The 16,419-nt window shown below is 44.3% G+C and carries 19 protein-coding genes; 5 read left to right on the top strand and 14 right to left on the bottom strand.

The window, feature by feature from the left end; genetic code table 11:
- Nucleotides 1-71: 71 nt before the first annotated feature.
- Nucleotides 72-1,574 (bottom strand): leucyl aminopeptidase, encoded by a 1,503-nt coding sequence (locus tag M1D65_RS15830; RefSeq protein WP_456270622.1) that lies wholly within the window; start codon nt 1,572-1,574, stop codon nt 72-74.
- Between the two features lie 157 nt (nt 1,575-1,731).
- Between M1D65_RS15830 and M1D65_RS15835 the strand changes: the two genes are divergently transcribed.
- Nucleotides 1,732-2,208 carry a divergent PAP2 family protein gene (locus M1D65_RS15835; protein WP_003244337.1) on the top strand — a complete coding sequence of 159 codons (477 nt, stop codon included), beginning with the start codon at nt 1,732-1,734 and terminating at the stop codon, nt 2,206-2,208.
- Nucleotides 2,209-2,237: 29 nt separating this feature from the next.
- Here M1D65_RS15835 and spsC read toward each other — a convergent pair whose 3' ends face one another.
- From spsC to M1D65_RS15855, 4 genes are all read right to left on the bottom strand, one after another.
- Complete coding sequence (spsC, locus tag M1D65_RS15840) at nt 2,238-2,894, bottom strand: stationary phase survival protein SpsC (protein ID WP_072175151.1); 657 nt, start codon at nt 2,892-2,894, stop codon at nt 2,238-2,240.
- A 103-nt stretch (nt 2,895-2,997) separates the two neighbouring features.
- Nucleotides 2,998-3,318: a YuiB family protein gene (locus tag M1D65_RS15845; protein WP_032726805.1), complete on the bottom strand. Its 321-nt coding sequence runs from the start codon at nt 3,316-3,318 to the stop codon at nt 2,998-3,000.
- Between the two features lie 53 nt (nt 3,319-3,371).
- Nucleotides 3,372-3,515, bottom strand: a complete 144-nt coding sequence (locus M1D65_RS15850; protein ID WP_003243733.1) for a YuiA family protein — start codon at nt 3,513-3,515, stop codon at nt 3,372-3,374.
- A gap of 172 nt (nt 3,516-3,687) precedes the next feature.
- A complete protein-coding gene (locus M1D65_RS15855; RefSeq protein WP_038828079.1) occupies nt 3,688-4,908 on the bottom strand; it encodes an NAD(P)/FAD-dependent oxidoreductase in 1,221 nt (406 codons plus the stop codon).
- Between the two features lie 331 nt (nt 4,909-5,239).
- Between M1D65_RS15855 and yumC the strand changes: the two genes are divergently transcribed.
- The gene (gene yumC / locus M1D65_RS15860; RefSeq protein ID WP_003220618.1) at nt 5,240-6,238 is read left to right on the top strand and encodes a ferredoxin--NADP reductase 2; all 999 of its coding nucleotides are present in this window, start codon (nt 5,240-5,242) and stop codon (nt 6,236-6,238) included.
- 37 nt (nt 6,239-6,275) lie between these two features.
- Here the strand turns inward: yumC and M1D65_RS15865 are convergent, their stop codons facing one another.
- The gene (locus M1D65_RS15865) at nt 6,276-6,416 is read right to left on the bottom strand and encodes a hypothetical protein (RefSeq protein ID WP_456270623.1); all 141 of its coding nucleotides are present in this window, start codon (nt 6,414-6,416) and stop codon (nt 6,276-6,278) included.
- A gap of 278 nt (nt 6,417-6,694) precedes the next feature.
- Between M1D65_RS15865 and guaC the strand changes: the two genes are divergently transcribed.
- Nucleotides 6,695-7,675, top strand: a complete 981-nt coding sequence (gene guaC / locus M1D65_RS15870) for a GMP reductase (protein WP_047183126.1) — start codon at nt 6,695-6,697, stop codon at nt 7,673-7,675.
- Nucleotides 7,676-7,748: 73 nt separating this feature from the next.
- Here the strand turns inward: guaC and paiB are convergent, their stop codons facing one another.
- The 6 genes from paiB to M1D65_RS15900 form a co-directional block, all read right to left on the bottom strand.
- Nucleotides 7,749-8,372 (bottom strand): protease synthase/sporulation negative transcriptional regulator PaiB, encoded by a 624-nt coding sequence (paiB, locus tag M1D65_RS15875; RefSeq protein ID WP_069322868.1) that lies wholly within the window; start codon nt 8,370-8,372, stop codon nt 7,749-7,751.
- Between the two features lie 23 nt (nt 8,373-8,395).
- Nucleotides 8,396-8,914 carry a spermidine/spermine N(1)-acetyltransferase gene (gene paiA, locus M1D65_RS15880; protein ID WP_286317064.1) on the bottom strand — a complete coding sequence of 173 codons (519 nt, stop codon included), beginning with the start codon at nt 8,912-8,914 and terminating at the stop codon, nt 8,396-8,398.
- A 338-nt stretch (nt 8,915-9,252) separates the two neighbouring features.
- A complete protein-coding gene (locus M1D65_RS15885) occupies nt 9,253-9,615 on the bottom strand; it encodes a HesB/IscA family protein (protein WP_003244166.1) in 363 nt (120 codons plus the stop codon).
- Nucleotides 9,616-9,693: 78 nt separating this feature from the next.
- Nucleotides 9,694-10,548, bottom strand: coding sequence for a diaminopimelate epimerase (gene dapF / locus M1D65_RS15890; RefSeq protein WP_003243745.1), 855 nt, complete (start codon nt 10,546-10,548; stop codon nt 9,694-9,696).
- Between the two features lie 122 nt (nt 10,549-10,670).
- Entirely contained in the window at nt 10,671-11,885 is a 1,215-nt protein-coding gene (locus tag M1D65_RS15895) for a NupC/NupG family nucleoside CNT transporter (RefSeq protein WP_003228710.1), read from the bottom strand.
- 136 nt (nt 11,886-12,021) lie between these two features.
- Nucleotides 12,022-12,258 carry a YuzB family protein gene (locus M1D65_RS15900; protein WP_003222913.1) on the bottom strand — a complete coding sequence of 79 codons (237 nt, stop codon included), beginning with the start codon at nt 12,256-12,258 and terminating at the stop codon, nt 12,022-12,024.
- Between the two features lie 262 nt (nt 12,259-12,520).
- Between M1D65_RS15900 and M1D65_RS15905 the strand changes: the two genes are divergently transcribed.
- Entirely contained in the window at nt 12,521-13,588 is a 1,068-nt protein-coding gene (locus M1D65_RS15905) for an NAD(P)/FAD-dependent oxidoreductase (RefSeq protein WP_003228707.1), read from the top strand.
- 25 nt (nt 13,589-13,613) lie between these two features.
- Here the strand turns inward: M1D65_RS15905 and M1D65_RS15910 are convergent, their stop codons facing one another.
- Nucleotides 13,614-13,940 carry a YuzD family protein gene (locus M1D65_RS15910; RefSeq protein WP_021480530.1) on the bottom strand — a complete coding sequence of 109 codons (327 nt, stop codon included), beginning with the start codon at nt 13,938-13,940 and terminating at the stop codon, nt 13,614-13,616.
- A 99-nt stretch (nt 13,941-14,039) separates the two neighbouring features.
- On the opposite strand from M1D65_RS15910, the gene M1D65_RS15915 reads away from it, so the two are divergent.
- Nucleotides 14,040-14,375 (top strand): NifU family protein, encoded by a 336-nt coding sequence (locus tag M1D65_RS15915; RefSeq protein ID WP_010886606.1) that lies wholly within the window; start codon nt 14,040-14,042, stop codon nt 14,373-14,375.
- A gap of 42 nt (nt 14,376-14,417) precedes the next feature.
- Here the strand turns inward: M1D65_RS15915 and M1D65_RS15920 are convergent, their stop codons facing one another.
- Nucleotides 14,418-16,391, bottom strand: coding sequence for a S9 family peptidase (locus tag M1D65_RS15920; RefSeq protein ID WP_124072765.1), 1,974 nt, complete (start codon nt 16,389-16,391; stop codon nt 14,418-14,420).
- Nucleotides 16,392-16,419: the final 28 nt, after the last annotated feature.

Raw genomic sequence — 16,419 nt, forward strand, 5'->3', positions numbered from 1 at the left:
GATCCACTTTAGTCAACTAAAGATTCCAGAAGAAAAAAATCCCTGCCGCATCATACAGCAGGGATTTTTCATTACTCGTTTTTATCTTCTTCCAATGTAAATCGCTCCGCAAGTGTAGCCAGTGTTCTTACCATAACGCCAGTAGCCCCGGCCGGCCCGAAGCAGGTTGCTTTATTGGCAGTCGCTGTTCCTGCAATATCAAGGTGAACCCAAGGTGTTGACTCAGCGAATTCACCAAGAAACGTTCCTGCCATAATCGCATGTCCCTCGCGTCCCGGTGAATTGTTGAGATCCGCCATTTGGCTGCTTTTCACGCGTTTTTTATCCTTCTCTGTTATCGGCAGCTGCCAGATTGCCTCGCCGCACTCTTGTGCAGCATCAGCTACCTGCTGGTAAAAGCTTTGATCATTTGTCATTGCACCGGTTGTTTCTGTTCCTAATGCCACAACGACGCCGCCGGTAAGCGTAGCTACATCGACAAGAACCGACGCGCCATGCTGTTTCGCGTATGTAATGCTATCTGCAAGCACTAGCCTTCCTTCAGCATCCGTATTAAGGATTTCTATTGTTTTTCCGCTTAAAGATACGATCACGTCATCCGGCTTCATGGCCCCGCCGGAGATCATATTATCGGTTGATGGAATAACGCACAGCACGTTTTGCTCAGGACGAAGCTCTCCGATCGTTTCCATAGCACCGAGAACCGCAGCAGCTCCTCCCATATCTGATTTCATGCCGACAATTCCAGATTTCGTTTTAATGGAGTAGCCGCCTGTGTCAAAGGTAATTCCTTTCCCGACTAGTCCGACGACGTCTTCCCATTCCTTTTTGCCCTGATATTTCAACACAATCATTTTCGGCGGTTCGGTGGAGCCTTGGTTTACCGCAAGTATTCCGCCCATACCGAGCTCTTCCATCTCTGATTTCTCCAATATCTCACACTCAAAATCATATTTCGCCGCAAGCTCTTCAGCATACGAAGCGAGGTCAGTCGCTGTCAGCATGTTTCCCGGCATATTCACAAGCGTTCTAGCCGAATTTGTCCCTTGTCCGTATGCCTGGCCGACGCGAAGCCCGGCCTGCACTTCCTGTGTATCTTCATCTGTTACAACATACACAGCTTCAATTTGTTTGTCAGGCTCATTTGATTTGTGCTTATAATCCTGCACCTCATAGGAAGCAAGCAGGCAGCTCTCAGCTAAAGCATGAGCGGCATCGGCTGGAGGCACGTCTTCCGAAATAAACGTATCAAGCAGAACAGCAGTTTCTTGTTTTCGATCTTTATGAATGGCTTGAAAAACATGAGCAAAACATTCCTTCGCCTGTTCAAACGAATAATTTGCTTCTCTCCCCAGACCAACGAAATAAATCCGTTTCATACCCGCAGAAGATGGAGGGAATACTTTTGATACTTGATTCGGTTTCGCAGAGACATCGCCCTCTTTTAAAAGCTGTGTCAGATGGCCTTCAAGCATTTCATCAATTTCCAACGCTTTTCCTGTCAGCTGGCTTTTTTGAAAAAGCCCGACCACAAGGGTTTCTGTATGCTCTGATTGTTGAACCGCATAAAACATGAGGCTTACACTCCTAACGTAATGGGTATTTGTAATGAACAATGGTATAATAGGAAAAACATTCTTTCCACTATACTTATTTTAACAAACAACAGTCTAAGACTTGCTTTTTTCTTTTGAAACACGAAGGATTTTTCAAATAGAAAGGATGTCGCCGATGGAACTTTTAACGAATTTTCCTTTATTATCAAGCCTGGCCGCAATTATTTTTGCTCAGGTCATCAAAGTGCCCATACAGTTTATCGTGTCCAGAAAACTGGACTGGTCGCTGGTCACAAGCACAGGCGGCATGCCCAGCTCTCACTCCGCAGCGGTCACTGCACTTTCAACAGGCGTAGCCTTGGAGCATGGATTAGACTCCTCACTCTTTGCGGTTTCCGCCATTTTCGCCGTCATAACCATGTTTGACGCAACTGGCGTCAGACGTCATGCCGGTGAGCAGGCAACAGTCATTAATAAGCTTGTCATTGATTTTAACCGTTTCGTAAATGAAGCGAAGGACTTCCCTAAGGCTGCAGAGAAAGAAAAGCAAAAAAAGCTGAAAGAGCTTCTCGGACATCAGCCGATCGAAGTCTTTTTCGGAGGACTAACAGGTATTTTACTGACATTGGTACTCGCTTACTTTTTCATGTAAAAAAACGCTCCTGCTTTCGCTGGAGCGTTTTATTCTTTCACAGTTTTATATTGATTTCTGAACACTTGCAAAGATTTTGTTTCATTGAGCTTCTCAAGCTCATCCTCGGTAATTTTTCCCGTTCCCTTTTTAATCACATAAACATCAAGGGTTTTTTTGCCCCATTCATTGTATACATCTTTGACGGTTTCAAAGTACAGATCAAGGCGGTTTCCCTTAATTGCCGATCCTGTGTCAGCTACAACGCCGAGACCGTAGTTCGGAATGAATAAAATTGTTCCGATCGGGAAAACGGACGGGTCAGCAGCAACCGTGGAATATAAATCCCGTTTCACTTTCACACCTGAATATGTAAGCCCGTATAATGGATCACCGGGATTTTTGCCCGTCGACTCAGCTCCTGCTGTGTAGCCTGTTGCTGTTACTCTTTGGACTGGATATTCATCCCAATCAAATGCCTCTTCTAACGGTTTTGTTTTATCCTCAGCCGCGGACGTGGTTTGTGTTTGTTTCTGCTGCAATGCTTTTAATGTCAGTCCTGCATGCTTCAAGTGCTTTTCCTGATGTTCCTGCACCCATTTTGACAAGTCCTTCGCTTCAATTCCTGACACTGATAAAAATGTCGTGCCAAATGCAAGCAGAAATAAACAGGTCATCAGCAAACGTCTGATCATATTCAACATCATTCACCTCTCCTCCGAATCATTGTTCCCAAGTGGAGAGAGCATTATTCAAAATGGTGAATGAGCTGAACGCATAAAAAAAGCTTTCTTTAGAAGAAAGCGGCATTTAAAACATTTGATATCCTCTTTTTCTGAGCATGTTGATCGTTATACCGGACACGATGGCGCCGGCCAAACCGCTGACTAAAATCAGCACATCGGCAGCCGCTAATGATAAGACACGATGAAACAGGCTGGCAAAGGATTCTCCCGGCGACTGGACATAGCTGATCAGCTTTTCTTTGCTGATAATGAAAAGGCATACAATCGGATAAATCACAGCCATAATCCAAGACATTCTCAGCAGCATGTTTAATAAGAAACCGATTCCAAAAAACAAGACAAAAAACAAAACAATTGAGATGATTACGACTGGCAGACTAATCAACCTATTCCACCCCCCTGCGTTGTTTTTAGTGTAACGCGGGGGTGGAAATAAAGTCAACGGCTGGAAAAAGAATGACTGTCTTTTCCTGTCCCCTGGCAAGACGGACAAGTCTCTGAACCGCCGAGAATCAATTGAAAATATCCTTTTCCTGAACAAAATGGGCATGCATGTGAAGCGGTTGTCGTTGCAGTTTTCATCTAATCATCACCCTTTTTCTTAATTTTCTGATAATATACCATATCAAGCTGTCAACAATAAAGTCAGATCATGTGACAAATCTTTTGATGTAAGCGGAAACATACTTATTTTCCTCTCGTTCTCTTTTTATTTTGGCGTTTTTTAATAAAGAAAACCCGCTTCCGCGGGTTTTTAGAAAAACTTGAACTTGCCTTTTTTCAATGTCAGTCCGAGTCCGCCAATCATAAACAGTGAGCGGTTATCAATGACTTTTTTCATAAACGAAGCAGGCGTGCCTTTCAGCTTTCTGCCATAAACAACCCCAACCGCGTTATGCTCGCCAAGAGAAGCCACTGTTCCCTTAATGTCCGGCTTGAATTCCTCAAGCTCTCCGCCTTTAATAAGCCTGCCAAGGTTTTTAGCGACCGTTATGCCCTGCTGCATTGCAATTTGCGCAGTCGGCGGATACGGGCGCTCTGTATCTTCATTCATAAACAGCGAGCTGTCGCCGAGAATAAAGACATTGTCATGTCCCGGGGCGCGGAGATCAGGGTTGACTTTGACTCGGCCGCGCATATTCTCAAAACCGGCTTCCTCCACAATCGGATGACCGCGGACACCTGCCGCCCATACAACGGTTTGCGATTTGATCTGCTCTGGTTCCTCATCTTTTTTGCCGACTCTGACTCCTTCCGGTGTACATTCTTGTACAGCCGTGCCGATCTTGAACTCAACTCCGTTTTCCTCAAGATAATGTACGGCATAGTCAACAAGTTCCGGATCAAAGCCCGGCAAAACGGTCGGCGCTGCTTCCACACAAATGATGCGGACAAGGCTTCTGTCAACGTCATATTCCTTACAGAGCTCCGGCACGCGAGCAGCCAGTTCGCCAAGAAATTCAATTCCCGTAAATCCGGCACCGCCAACAACGATCGTTAACCTGTCCGGCCGTTTTTCCGCTTCCGTATTGTAAGTCGCAAACTGCAGCTCAATATGTTCCCGCAGCAGTCGCGACGTGTTGATGTTGGCAATCGGAAACGCATATTCTTTTAAGCCTTTAATGCCGAACGTTTCAGGCACGGCGCCGAGCCCGATGACTAAATAATCGTACTGCAGTTCTCCATTCGCAAGCACAACTTTTTTCTCATCAATTTTGATTGCCTTTACGGTATCCTGTACAAAATTCACCCGTGTCTGGTTGATTACATCTTTTATCTGATAACGGCAGCGGTCATGATGGAGCGTACCCGCGCTCGCTTCATGCATCCATGTCGTTTCATAATGATAATTGTGTTTATTTACAAGCGTAATGTCAGCATCATTTGGCCCGACATACTTCGTCAGCCTTGTCACCGTCATCAATCCGCCATATCCTGCACCTAAAATCACGATTTTGGGCTTATTCAATGCCATCACATCCACCTTCTCTTTTTTTGCTTTTGTTAGACCCATAATAAAATCATCATTTGTGTTAGCTTCAGCTTATTGGCGGGATTTTATGAAATATATTGAAAAGTTTTTTGTGAAGTCCTTACCCGTAGCACTATTATCATGTTTATCCGGCTGGCCCAAGAAACATTCAGAAAAAGATCATTTCATTTGGTTATTATCGTAGCGGCCTGCGGAAATATTTTCAAGAACGGATGGGCACGTTAGATCCTTACGATTTTTTCTGCTGACTCGTCAATTTGAACGGCAATATGGTATAATTAATAACAATTTTCATTTAGGAGGCAATTTTCGTATGCGAGAGGATACAAAGGTTTATGATATTACAATTATAGGCGGGGGACCGGTCGGCTTATTCACCGCTTTTTACGGCGGGATGAGACAGGCAAGCGTCAAAATTATCGAAAGCCTGCCTCAGCTCGGCGGACAGCTTAGCGCCCTATACCCTGAGAAGTATATATATGATGTAGCGGGATTCCCGAAAATCCGTGCGCAAGAGCTTATCAATAACCTAAAAGAGCAAATGGCAAAATTCGACCAAACCATTTGTCTGGAGCAAGCGGTTGAATCTGTTGAGAAACAAGCGGACGGCGTGTTTAAGCTTGTAACAAATGAAGAAACCCACTACTCTAAAACGGTCATCATCACTGCAGGAAACGGCGCATTCAAACCGAGAAAGCTGGAACTTGAAAATGCCGAGCAGTATGAAGGCAAAAACCTCCATTACTTCGTTGATGATCTGCAAAAATTTGCCGGCAGACGCGTTGCGATCCTTGGCGGTGGAGATTCCGCGGTTGACTGGGCGCTTATGCTTGAGCCGATCGCAAAAGAAGTATCGATCATTCACCGCCGCGACAAGTTCCGTGCGCACGAGCACAGTGTGGAAAACCTTCATGCGTCGAAGGTTAATGTCCTGACACCATTCGTCCCTGCGGAGCTGATCGGCGAAGACAAAATCGAACAGCTAGTGCTTGAAGAAGTGAAAGGCGACCGCAAAGAGATTTTAGAAATTGATGACTTAATCGTCAACTACGGTTTCGTTTCATCTCTTGGACCGATCAAAAACTGGGGCCTGGACATCGAGAAAAATTCCATTGTCGTGAAATCAACAATGGAAACAAATATCGAAGGCTTCTTTGCAGCAGGTGACATTTGTACATATGAAGGAAAAGTCAACCTGATTGCCAGCGGCTTCGGTGAGGCACCGACAGCAGTGAACAACGCCAAGGCTTACATGGACCCGAAAGCCCGCGTACAGCCTCTTCACTCAACAAGTCTTTTTGAAAATAAATAATAAAAAAGGAGCTTGTGTCTGCGACACAGCTCCTTTTTTATTTGAAGATATTTATATAATTCAATGCAGTTCCTACAACCAGCGCAATCACAAGGGCTGCGACTACCCAGATCATTGCCATAATAATGCGGTCCTGAATCTTTTGGAACTTCGGTGTTTTTTCTTCGTTTTGGGCCATCTTATTCGCTCCTTTCCCATGTCCATGCCATAAAGAAAGCCTGGTGCTGAACGACCAAGCTTTGCTGAACGTATATCATTCGCGTTTTGATCCGCTCTCTAAGACCATTCGTTAAAACTATGATACCTAAACTCACCCTGCATGACAAGCTTCGGCACTTGCACCACACCTGCCAGCAAATCATAATGTTTGACATCCTAAATAAAACAGAGTACATTATAGAAGGCGAACATTTCATATATTATACTTTTAAATATTCGTTTTTAGGAGTGAAAACCATGGAAAACGTATTTGATTACGAAGATATTCAGCTAATTCCTGCAAAATGCATTGTAAATAGCCGTTCAGAATGTGATACATCCGTACGTTTAGGCGGACGTACATTTAAGTTACCCGTCGTCCCTGCCAATATGCAGACGATTATAGATGAGAAGCTAGCGATTCAATTAGCCGAAAATGGCTACTTTTATGTCATGCACCGATTTGAGCCTGAGACACGAATTGATTTTATTAAAGATATGAACGCACGCGGCTTATTCTCTTCTATCAGCGTGGGCGTCAAAGAGGAGGAGTATGAATTTGTCCGCCAGCTGGCAGAAGAAAATTTATCTCCTGAATACGTGACAATTGACATTGCTCACGGTCATTCAAATGCTGTCATTGAAATGATCCAGCACCTTAAAAAACATTTGCCGGACAGCTTTGTTATTGCTGGCAACGTCGGAACGCCGGAAGCAGTCAGAGAGCTTGAAAATGCGGGAGCGGATGCCACTAAAGTCGGCATCGGACCGGGAAAAGTATGTATTACGAAAATCAAAACCGGCTTCGGCACAGGCGGCTGGCAATTAGCAGCGCTGCGCTGGTGTGCCAAGGCTGCCAGCAAACCGATTATCGCGGATGGCGGCATCCGCACCCATGGCGACATCGCAAAATCAATCCGATTCGGCGCAACGATGGTCATGATCGGTTCACTATTTGCCGGACACGAAGAATCGCCAGGCCAAACGATCGAAAAAGACGGAAAGCTTTACAAGGAGTACTTCGGCTCAGCCTCTGAATTCCAAAAAGGCGAAAAGAAAAATGTCGAAGGCAAAAAAATGCACGTGGCGCATAAAGGCTCAATCAAGGATACACTGATTGAAATGGAGCAGGATCTTCAATCTTCTATTTCTTATGCAGGCGGAACAAAGCTTGACGCCATCCGCAATGTGGATTATGTGATTGTGAAGAATTCCATTTTTAATGGGGATAAATATTAATCATAAAAAAACGCCAAGTCAGCGGTTCTCCGCTTGAGTTGGCGTTTTCTGCTACTTCTTCAGCAAAGTAAGCTTATATTTGCTTTTTGAATTTATCTTCCATCAGTTCTGCCATTTGTTTTGCATTTGGATTTTCTTCATTTTGCAACTGTTCAATAATGTTCATATAATCCGTTTCATTTCGGTTCTGGCTTAATTTATATGCCGCTTGAATATCTTCCACCTTAATCTTAAATCCAACGATACCTTTCAATTCACGTTCTAAGAGTTTTGGAGAAAGCTTATCCCATAAAACAGGATTGTCACGATGTTTTTCGTATTTCTCCAGCATGATTGTTAATTCTTCTGCTAATTCATCTTTCTCTAACATACTTGCTTTTCCATACATGTGGACAGCCTGATAATTCCACGTCGGAACATTTTCGCGAGAATACCAGGAAGAAGAAATATAAGCGTGCGGTCCCTGAAACATCACAAGTACATCTTCACAGGCTTCAAACGTTCTCCACTGAGGATTTCCATAAGCGAAATGCCCCGTAATATAGTAATGATCGTCTTTTTTATTGAATCCTAACGGCAAATGTGTGGCAATTGGTTTTCCTTGTTCTGTTGTGACAATCGTACCAAAGGAGTTTTCTTGTACAAAATTCCAAATTTCTTCAGCATTTGTGACTTTAAAATATTTTGGAATATACATCATCATCCACCCTTCGAAAAATATTATATGAGTGTTTTAGCCATGATTAAATCCGTTTGTTCTTCATCACCCATATAAAAAGAGTGGGCGCCGGTCTGAACAAACCCCATTTTCTTATAAAAGGCAATGGCATTTTCATTTTTTTCCCACACACCTAGCCAAATGTTCTTTTTATTACGTTCCAGCGCAATTTCTATCGCTTTATTCAACAGATGTTTGCCAAGCCCATGTTTTTGAAAGCTGTTCTTTATATAAATTCTCTCGATTTCAAGTGATTCAGCACCCATTTCTTCAGACTGAGCATCATCGATATTGACCTTTACATATCCAGCGATTTCATGATCAAAGTAAACAAAAAAGAATTGCGAAGACATATTGCATAACTCTTTTTCCAGCTGCTCAGTGTTAAATGCGCTTACTAAATAGGCTTTCATATTTTCAGGTGAGTTCTGTTCATTAAAAGTGTCATTGAATGTTTCAATACTCAATTGTTGAAGTGTTTGTAAATCTTCCCGGCTGCATTTTTTGATTTTTACACTCATTGTTCGGATTCAGCCCCTTTATTTTAAATTCAGTTGTCTAGTGTCCCTTCTATATATTTAAACACGGAACAGATACTGGCCTTGTTACCATTCCAAAAATCTTCTTCATCATCAACTCCCTATCGTGATTTTGTTGTAAATGCAATAAAATATACTCCGCATTAAATATAGCGTAACTTTGCTGTATTTACAACAAAAAACCAAACAACAAAGCAGCGTTTCTCTTGCCGAAGTTCCCGGTACTCTCTGCATCATTTACCCATAATAAAAACGCCTCCCTTAACGATGATTTATCGCTAAGAAAAGCGTCATTAATAGTTGTTATCCGTTTTTAGTGCCTAGCACTCTTCAGGCTTGCCTGCATTCGTTGCTGTTCTGAACGAAGAACCGCAGCCGCATGAAGCAATGGCGTTTGGATTGTCGATGGTGAAGCCGCCGCCGAGCATGGATTGTTTATAATCAATCACGGTGCCGTTCATGATGTCAAGGCTTTCTTTGTCAACTAGAACAGTGATGCCGTGCTGATCAAACACACTGTCTGATTCACTCTTTTCATGCTCAAAGCCCATGCCGTAAGAAAGTCCGCTGCAGCCGCCGCCTTTGACGCCTACACGCAGAAACGCGTTTTCTTCTTCATGCTCTTTCATCATATCTTTTATATGCAAAGCTGCTGCTTCTGTAATTGTTACCGGGTTGCTCATCATTGTGAACCTCCTTTTAAAAACCGGTTGCTGTCTTTTATTATAAACATGATCGTTCCAATTCTCAAACAAGGTGTTTTACAAGAAATAGACACCCTCACAAACGGTTTCAGCCGGCCCTGTCATCATTACATGGCCGTTATCTTTCCAGTTTATTACCAAATCCCCGCCTGCTAAATGCACCGTGATGTCTTGATTTCGCTTTGATACGCCGTTTAATACAGATGCGACCGCCGCTGCACATGCTCCTGTCCCGCATGCCTGAGTAATCCCTGATCCCCGTTCCCAGACGCGGAAATGCAATTCTTGTTCATTCACGGTTTCAACGAATTCCACATTGATGCCTTCCGGAAATCTCGGATCTTTCTCAATCACCGGCCCCAGTGTCGTTAAGGGTGCCTGTTCAATGTCTGCGATCGGAAAAACGATATGCGGATTTCCCATTGAAACGGCAGTGCCTGTTAGTTCTACTTCACCAAATGCCATCGTTTCATTGATTGTGTGCTCTTCCCCGCCGTCAAGCATCGGAAGCTCGGATTTTGTCAAGCGCGGTTCGCCCATATCGACAGTGACCACATTCACTTTTCCGTTTTCGACTTGAACCTCCGCTTTTACAAGCCCGGAGAGAGTTTCAATCAGAAAAGATGTTTCCTCAACCAGCTTATGCTCATATGCGTATTTTGCGACGCAGCGCAGGCCGTTGCCGCAGTTTTTCCCTTCAGACCCGTCATTATTAAAAATCCGCATTTTGACAGGCGCTTGGTCTGATGGGCATATCAGGATCATTCCGTCGGATCCGATCCCTGTATAAACAGAAGAAACCTGAATTGCAATCTCTGACAGTTTTTCTTCTGGAAGCTGTTCTTCAAATTGATTCACATAAATATAACTGTTTCCCAGGCCGTGCATTTTGGTAAATCGAAATGAGTTCATAGGTGCCTCCAACTTTTTTTCTTTTTCTTAGTATAAAAGCTATTATAAGCGGACACAATACAATTATCCCCCGTTTTTCATACATAAAAGCTCCTTGCACTGACGCAAGGAGCTTTTATCGTTTATATAAACATGCCGGCAATGGCTGCGCTGAGCAGATTGGCTAATGTTCCCGCAAGAACAGCCTTCAGGCCGAGACGCGCGATATCTGAACGGCGGCTGGGTGCTAATCCGCCCAGCGTACCAAGCATAATCGCAATTGATGAAAAATTGGCGAATCCGCATAACGCGAAACTGATAATGGTAGCAGTTTTCTTAGAAAACTCGCCGATGTGCGGACCGAAGTTAGAATAAGCGACAAACTCATTCAGCACCAATTTCTGGCCGATATAGCTTCCCGCCTGCAATGCTTCATGCCAGGGCACGCCAATCAAAAAGGCGATAGGAGAAAACACATAGCCGAGAATGGATTCTAATGTTACGCCTTTTAAACCGAACAAGCCGAAAGCCCCGCCGAGAATACCGTTTACTACAGCGATTAACGCAACAAACGCAAGCAGCATCGCCCCAACGTTTAACGCAATTTGCAGTCCTGTTGACGCTCCCTTTGCAGCTGCGTCAATGACATTGGCTGCGCCTTCGCCTTCATCCATTTTGAAATCGCTTTTTACGGTTTGCGTTTTTTCCGTTTCGGGTATAATCAATTTACCAAAGACTAGTCCAGCTGGAGCAGCCATAAAGCTGGCCGCCAGCAAGTATTCAATCGGAATACCGAGAAGCGCGTACCCAAACAAGGTAGATCCCGCTACTGCCGATAGACCGCTCGTCATAATCGTAAACAACTCAGAGCGCGTCAGCCCGGCAATCAGGGGTTTGATCACTAACGGAGATTCTGATTGTCCTACAAAAATATTGGCAGCAGCCGCCAGAGATTCCGTTTTGCTTGTTCCAAGGAGCTTCGACAATCCGCCGCCAATGACACGGAAAACGAGCTGCATGATTTTCAAATGATATAAAACTGCAATCAGTGCTGAGAAGAAAATGATAACGGGCAGTACACTTAATGCAAATGCCGGACTGTCTCCGACCTTTAGAAGCGGTCCAAAAATAAAACTGATGCCTTCATTCGCATAGTCAATCAGAAGCTGTACACGGCTTGAAAACCATAAAAAAACAGCGCGTCCCGCTTCCCATTTCAACACGATGTATCCAAACGCCACCTGTGTGCATAAACCAACGATGACGGTTCTTATCTTAATATTGCTTTTCTTTTCTGAAAATAAAAACGCGATAGCAATGATCGCAACTGCGCCCAGCAGCCCCCACAGAACATTCATGAATACTCGTACACCTCTTAAATTTTATTTAAAAAAATATCTTTTATACGATAACAATAATATTTTTTGATGTCTACACATTTTTTTAGTTCTTTTGTACGGCAAAATAAAAAAGGGCCTGTCCAGGCCCTTTTCTTTAAAACATTGGATTTTCTTCAATAAAGGTATATATATTCTCAACAAGCTCAGCAGGCGTTTCACCCATGACGACTTCTCCGTTTACCAGAGCGAAAAGCGATTCCATGCATGTCCCGCAGTAGCTTAAGCAGCCATATTCAAGGACATCAAGGTTGGGATCCTTCTCCAAAATTGCCCGGGCTTCCTGAGAGCCGTGAGCCAGATTGCTGACACAAAATTCAATCATTGGATTCATGCGGTTTCACCTCACATATGTCCATTATCGCGAATTTTTCACTATTCGTCAAAGACAACGGATGATTCAAAATTTATTATCATAACATATTATTTCTCAAATAACGTTTTACTAATTTGTGTTTTCAGGCTAAATTGTAGGTTATTTTGAAACTATTATTGTGATTTTAGATCAAATTCGATATAATTCTAGATGTTATTTTACATAGTTCGTATTTTCTTCAATGTATCTATCATACTCTTCGGATTAAAGGGGAATTCAAATGAAAAAATTGGTCTTGATCGGCGGAGGTTACGGGAACATGCGTGTTCTTCATCGCTTATTGCCAAACCAGCTGCCTGATGATGTTTCAATCACGTTAATTGACAGAAATCCTTATCACTGCTTGAAAACAGAATATTATGCCCTTGCCGCAGGCACAATTTCTGACCATCATATCAGAGTGTCATTCCCAGAGCACCCTCGACTGGATGTCCAATACGGTGATATCACATCAATTGATATTGTACAAAAACAAGTGCTGTTCCAAGATCGTGAACCGATTTCTTACGATGACGCCGTAATCGGGCTCGGCTGTGAGGATAAATATCACAACGTGCCGGGAGCGCCTGAATTCACCTACAGTATTCAAACCATCGATCAGTCCCGCGAAACCTACCAAAAGCTGAATAATCTGAGCGCTAATGCCACCGTCGCCATTGTCGGAGCGGGCTTAAGCGGCGTTGAGCTTGCAAGTGAATTGAGAGAAAGCCGTGATGACCTGAACATTATTTTGTTCGACCGCGGTAATCTCATTTTATCAAGCTTTCCCGAGCGTTTAAGCAAATATGTGCAAAAATGGTTCGAAGAGCACGGTGTCCGCATTATTAACAGGGCAAATATCACAAAAGTAGAAGAAGGCGTTGTGTATAACCACGATGATCCGATTTCTGCAGACGCCATCGTGTGGACAGCCGGCATCCAGCCAAACAAAGTCGTCAGAGACTTAGATGTGGAGAAGGACGCACAAGGGCGTATTGTATTAACGCCTCATCACAATCTTCCGGGTGATGAACATCTGTACGTTGTCGGCGATTGCGCCAGCCTTCCTCATGCGCCGAGCGCCCAGCTGGCAGAGGCTCAAGCAGAGCAGATTGTCCAAATCTTGCAAAAACGCTGGAATGGAGAAGCCCTGCCTGAATCAATGCCTCAGTTTAAGCTTAAAGGCGTCCTCGGTTCACTCGGAAAAAAAGCCGGCTTCGGGCTTGTTGCTGACCGTCCGCTGATCGGCCGTGTTCCGCGTATGCTGAAATCCGGCTTGCTGTGGATGTATAAACACCATAACGGTTAATGATAGAGAAGAACCGCTGATCAAGTCAGCGGTTTTCTGTATACCCATGCTTCTCCATTTCCTCATAAACGTCTTTTAATTTTGGATTGCCTTCACCGACAATTTTGTCTTCTACAAGCACAAGCGGATAAAAATACTCGTCATTTCTGATTTTTTCCGCAAGCTCTTTCGCATGTTCATTGTCAGGCGGCTCATGAATATCGATGTACTGCATCTCAAAAGGCTGATTTGGATATTTTCTTTTCAGCGCAGCCTCAAGCCACTCGTATGTATCCTTGGCTGTCGGCATATTGACACAGCTCGCACACACGGTTTCTGCCCCATATACGCTTAGCATGACTGGTTTCATCACTTGTGAACGCCCCCTTCTCCTATGCAAGTCTTTTCTTTTAAGTATACAGAGCCAAAGGACATTTTTATAGAAAAAAACCGTTTTTGTGTTGAAGTCTGAATGTGCTATAATAGAGAGAGCAACTTTGCAAACCAAACAATAGATTTTTATTGTTACACTGAATATAATGGTTTTATGACGACGAAAGGAGCGAATGTCATGACTGAAGTTGAAATGAAAGAACAGGTGCAGGAAGTACTGGACAAACTTCGTCCGTTTTTACTTCGTGACGGCGGTGACTGTGAGCTTGTAGACGTAGATGAAGGTATCGTTAAGCTTCGTCTTCTAGGCGCATGCGGCAGCTGCCCAAGTTCAACAATTACGCTGAAAGCCGGAATTGAGCGCGCTCTTCTAGAAGAAGTGCCGGGTGTCGTTGAAGTAGAACAAGTCTTTTAATAAAGCAGCCAGGCTGATATTTGATCAGCCTGGCTTTTTTTATTAGAGATATTGGTCAAACCATGAGCTGATATAATTCAGGCGCTTGATCCGCTGTCTTGGGTGTCCGGTGCGTGACAAATTGTGCGATGCATTCGGAAAACGGACAAGCTTGGTTTCCTTGCCCATTTTTTTCAGAGCGATAAACAGCTGCTCCGCCTGCTCGATCGGGCATCGGTCATCCCGCTCGCCATGCAGTATCAAAAGCGGTGTCTCCACGTTTGCTGCGTATTTTAAAGGAGACCGGTCCCAGAGCTTTTCTGTGTCCTCAAACATGTCATGCTCAAGCTGCCAGTCTGTAAAGAAATAGCCGATATCACTGACGCCGTGAAAGCTGATCCAGTTTGATATCGAGCGCTGGGTAACGGCAGCTTTAAAGCGGTTCGTCTGCCCGACGATCCAGTTGGTCATAAAACCTCCGTAGCTTCCGCCCGTGACACCGAGCCGCTTAGGATCAATATGCGGATCTCGCTTGATAGCCTCATCCACAGCTTGCATCACATCGTCATAATCCTTTCCTCCATAATCCCCTCTGACCGCATTCACAAATTCCTGCCCGTAGCCGTGGCTTCCTCTCGGATTGATATAAACGACCGCGTATCCTTTCGCCGCCAGCACCTGAAACTCATGAAAATATGTATGTCCGTACATCATATGCGGACCGCCGTGTATGTTGAGAATAAGTGGATATGTTGTCTCACCTTCCATTTGTGCAGGCTTCATCAGCCAGCCGTTCACCGTCACGCCGTCTTCTGTAGCATATTGAATCTCTTCAGGTATTGATATGATATGCTCACTGACAAACTTGTCATTCGCGCCAGTCAGCTGTTTCTCTTCCTGTCCAAGCGGGATACTGTAAAGCTCACTCGGTCTGTCCGGCTTTGTCACACTGGCAATAAAGTGCTGTTCATCAGGTGAAAGAGAAAAGCTATTGATGTACTCTTTTTCCAGGCGAACTGGATACACAAGGCCTTCAATCGAAATATAATAGATGCCCGTACTGCCTTGATCTGTGCCGATGACATAAAACCCTTGGCTGTCCTTTGTCCAAATCGGGCGCTGTTCAGCACCACCGATCAATGAATCTCCAATCAGCGCATCCGCTAAATGAACGTCCAGCATCTCAGTCAGACATGTGAGGCGGCCTTGTTCGATATCATAGAGCCACGCCTTTGAGAGCGTTGCATTCTGATATTCCTTTTCATTTCCAAGCAAAGCAAGATACCTTCCGTCTGGTGAAAATGAACTAGATCCGAATGAGCCGCGATGAGGTGTAACCTGCTTAAGATCTCCAGACTCTAGTGACATCATGTAAACATCATGCGGCTTGCTGGCATCATCTATTTCAGTTAAATTAGCTGAGAAAACAAGCCATTTGCCGTCAGGAGAAAAAGCAGGATCACCATGATCAGCTTTGTGACTTGTCAGCTCCTTCATCTCACCCGACTTTACGCTGACAAGCACAAGCTGGGCATACGCGCCTCTCGTCAGCCCTTTGCCGTCCCGTTTGTAGGAGAGGCTTTGCACTTCAACAGGTTCATAGCTGTCCTGCTCCGTTTTTTCTCGGTCATCAATGCTTTCTCCCTCTCCTAAACTGACAGTGACCAGAATCGATTCGCCATCCGGGGACCATATTGGCTTTGACACGCCATACGGGATATCAGTCAGTTTTCTCGCTTCTCCGCCTTCAGCGCTCATCATATACAGCTGTGCCGCTTCGCCTTCTCGATCAGAAATAAAGGCAAGCGTGCGCCCGTCCGGAGACCATCTTGGGTCGGTGCTTCGCTTTTCTCCATGTGTCCAAGGAACAGACCCGCCCGTTTTCGTTTCATAGATCCATATATTTGATGTATACGAATCTTTCTCTTGATTTACTTGTGATTTTACATATGCGGCACGGGTGCCGTCTGGGGCGTATTGAGGATCGGTCACAGAGACAATCGCTGTGATGTCGTCTGCGGTTATCAGCTTTTTCATATTCATCTCCTTCTTTTTACATGTATTT

Source organism: Bacillus sp. JZ39, assembly GCF_053903145.1.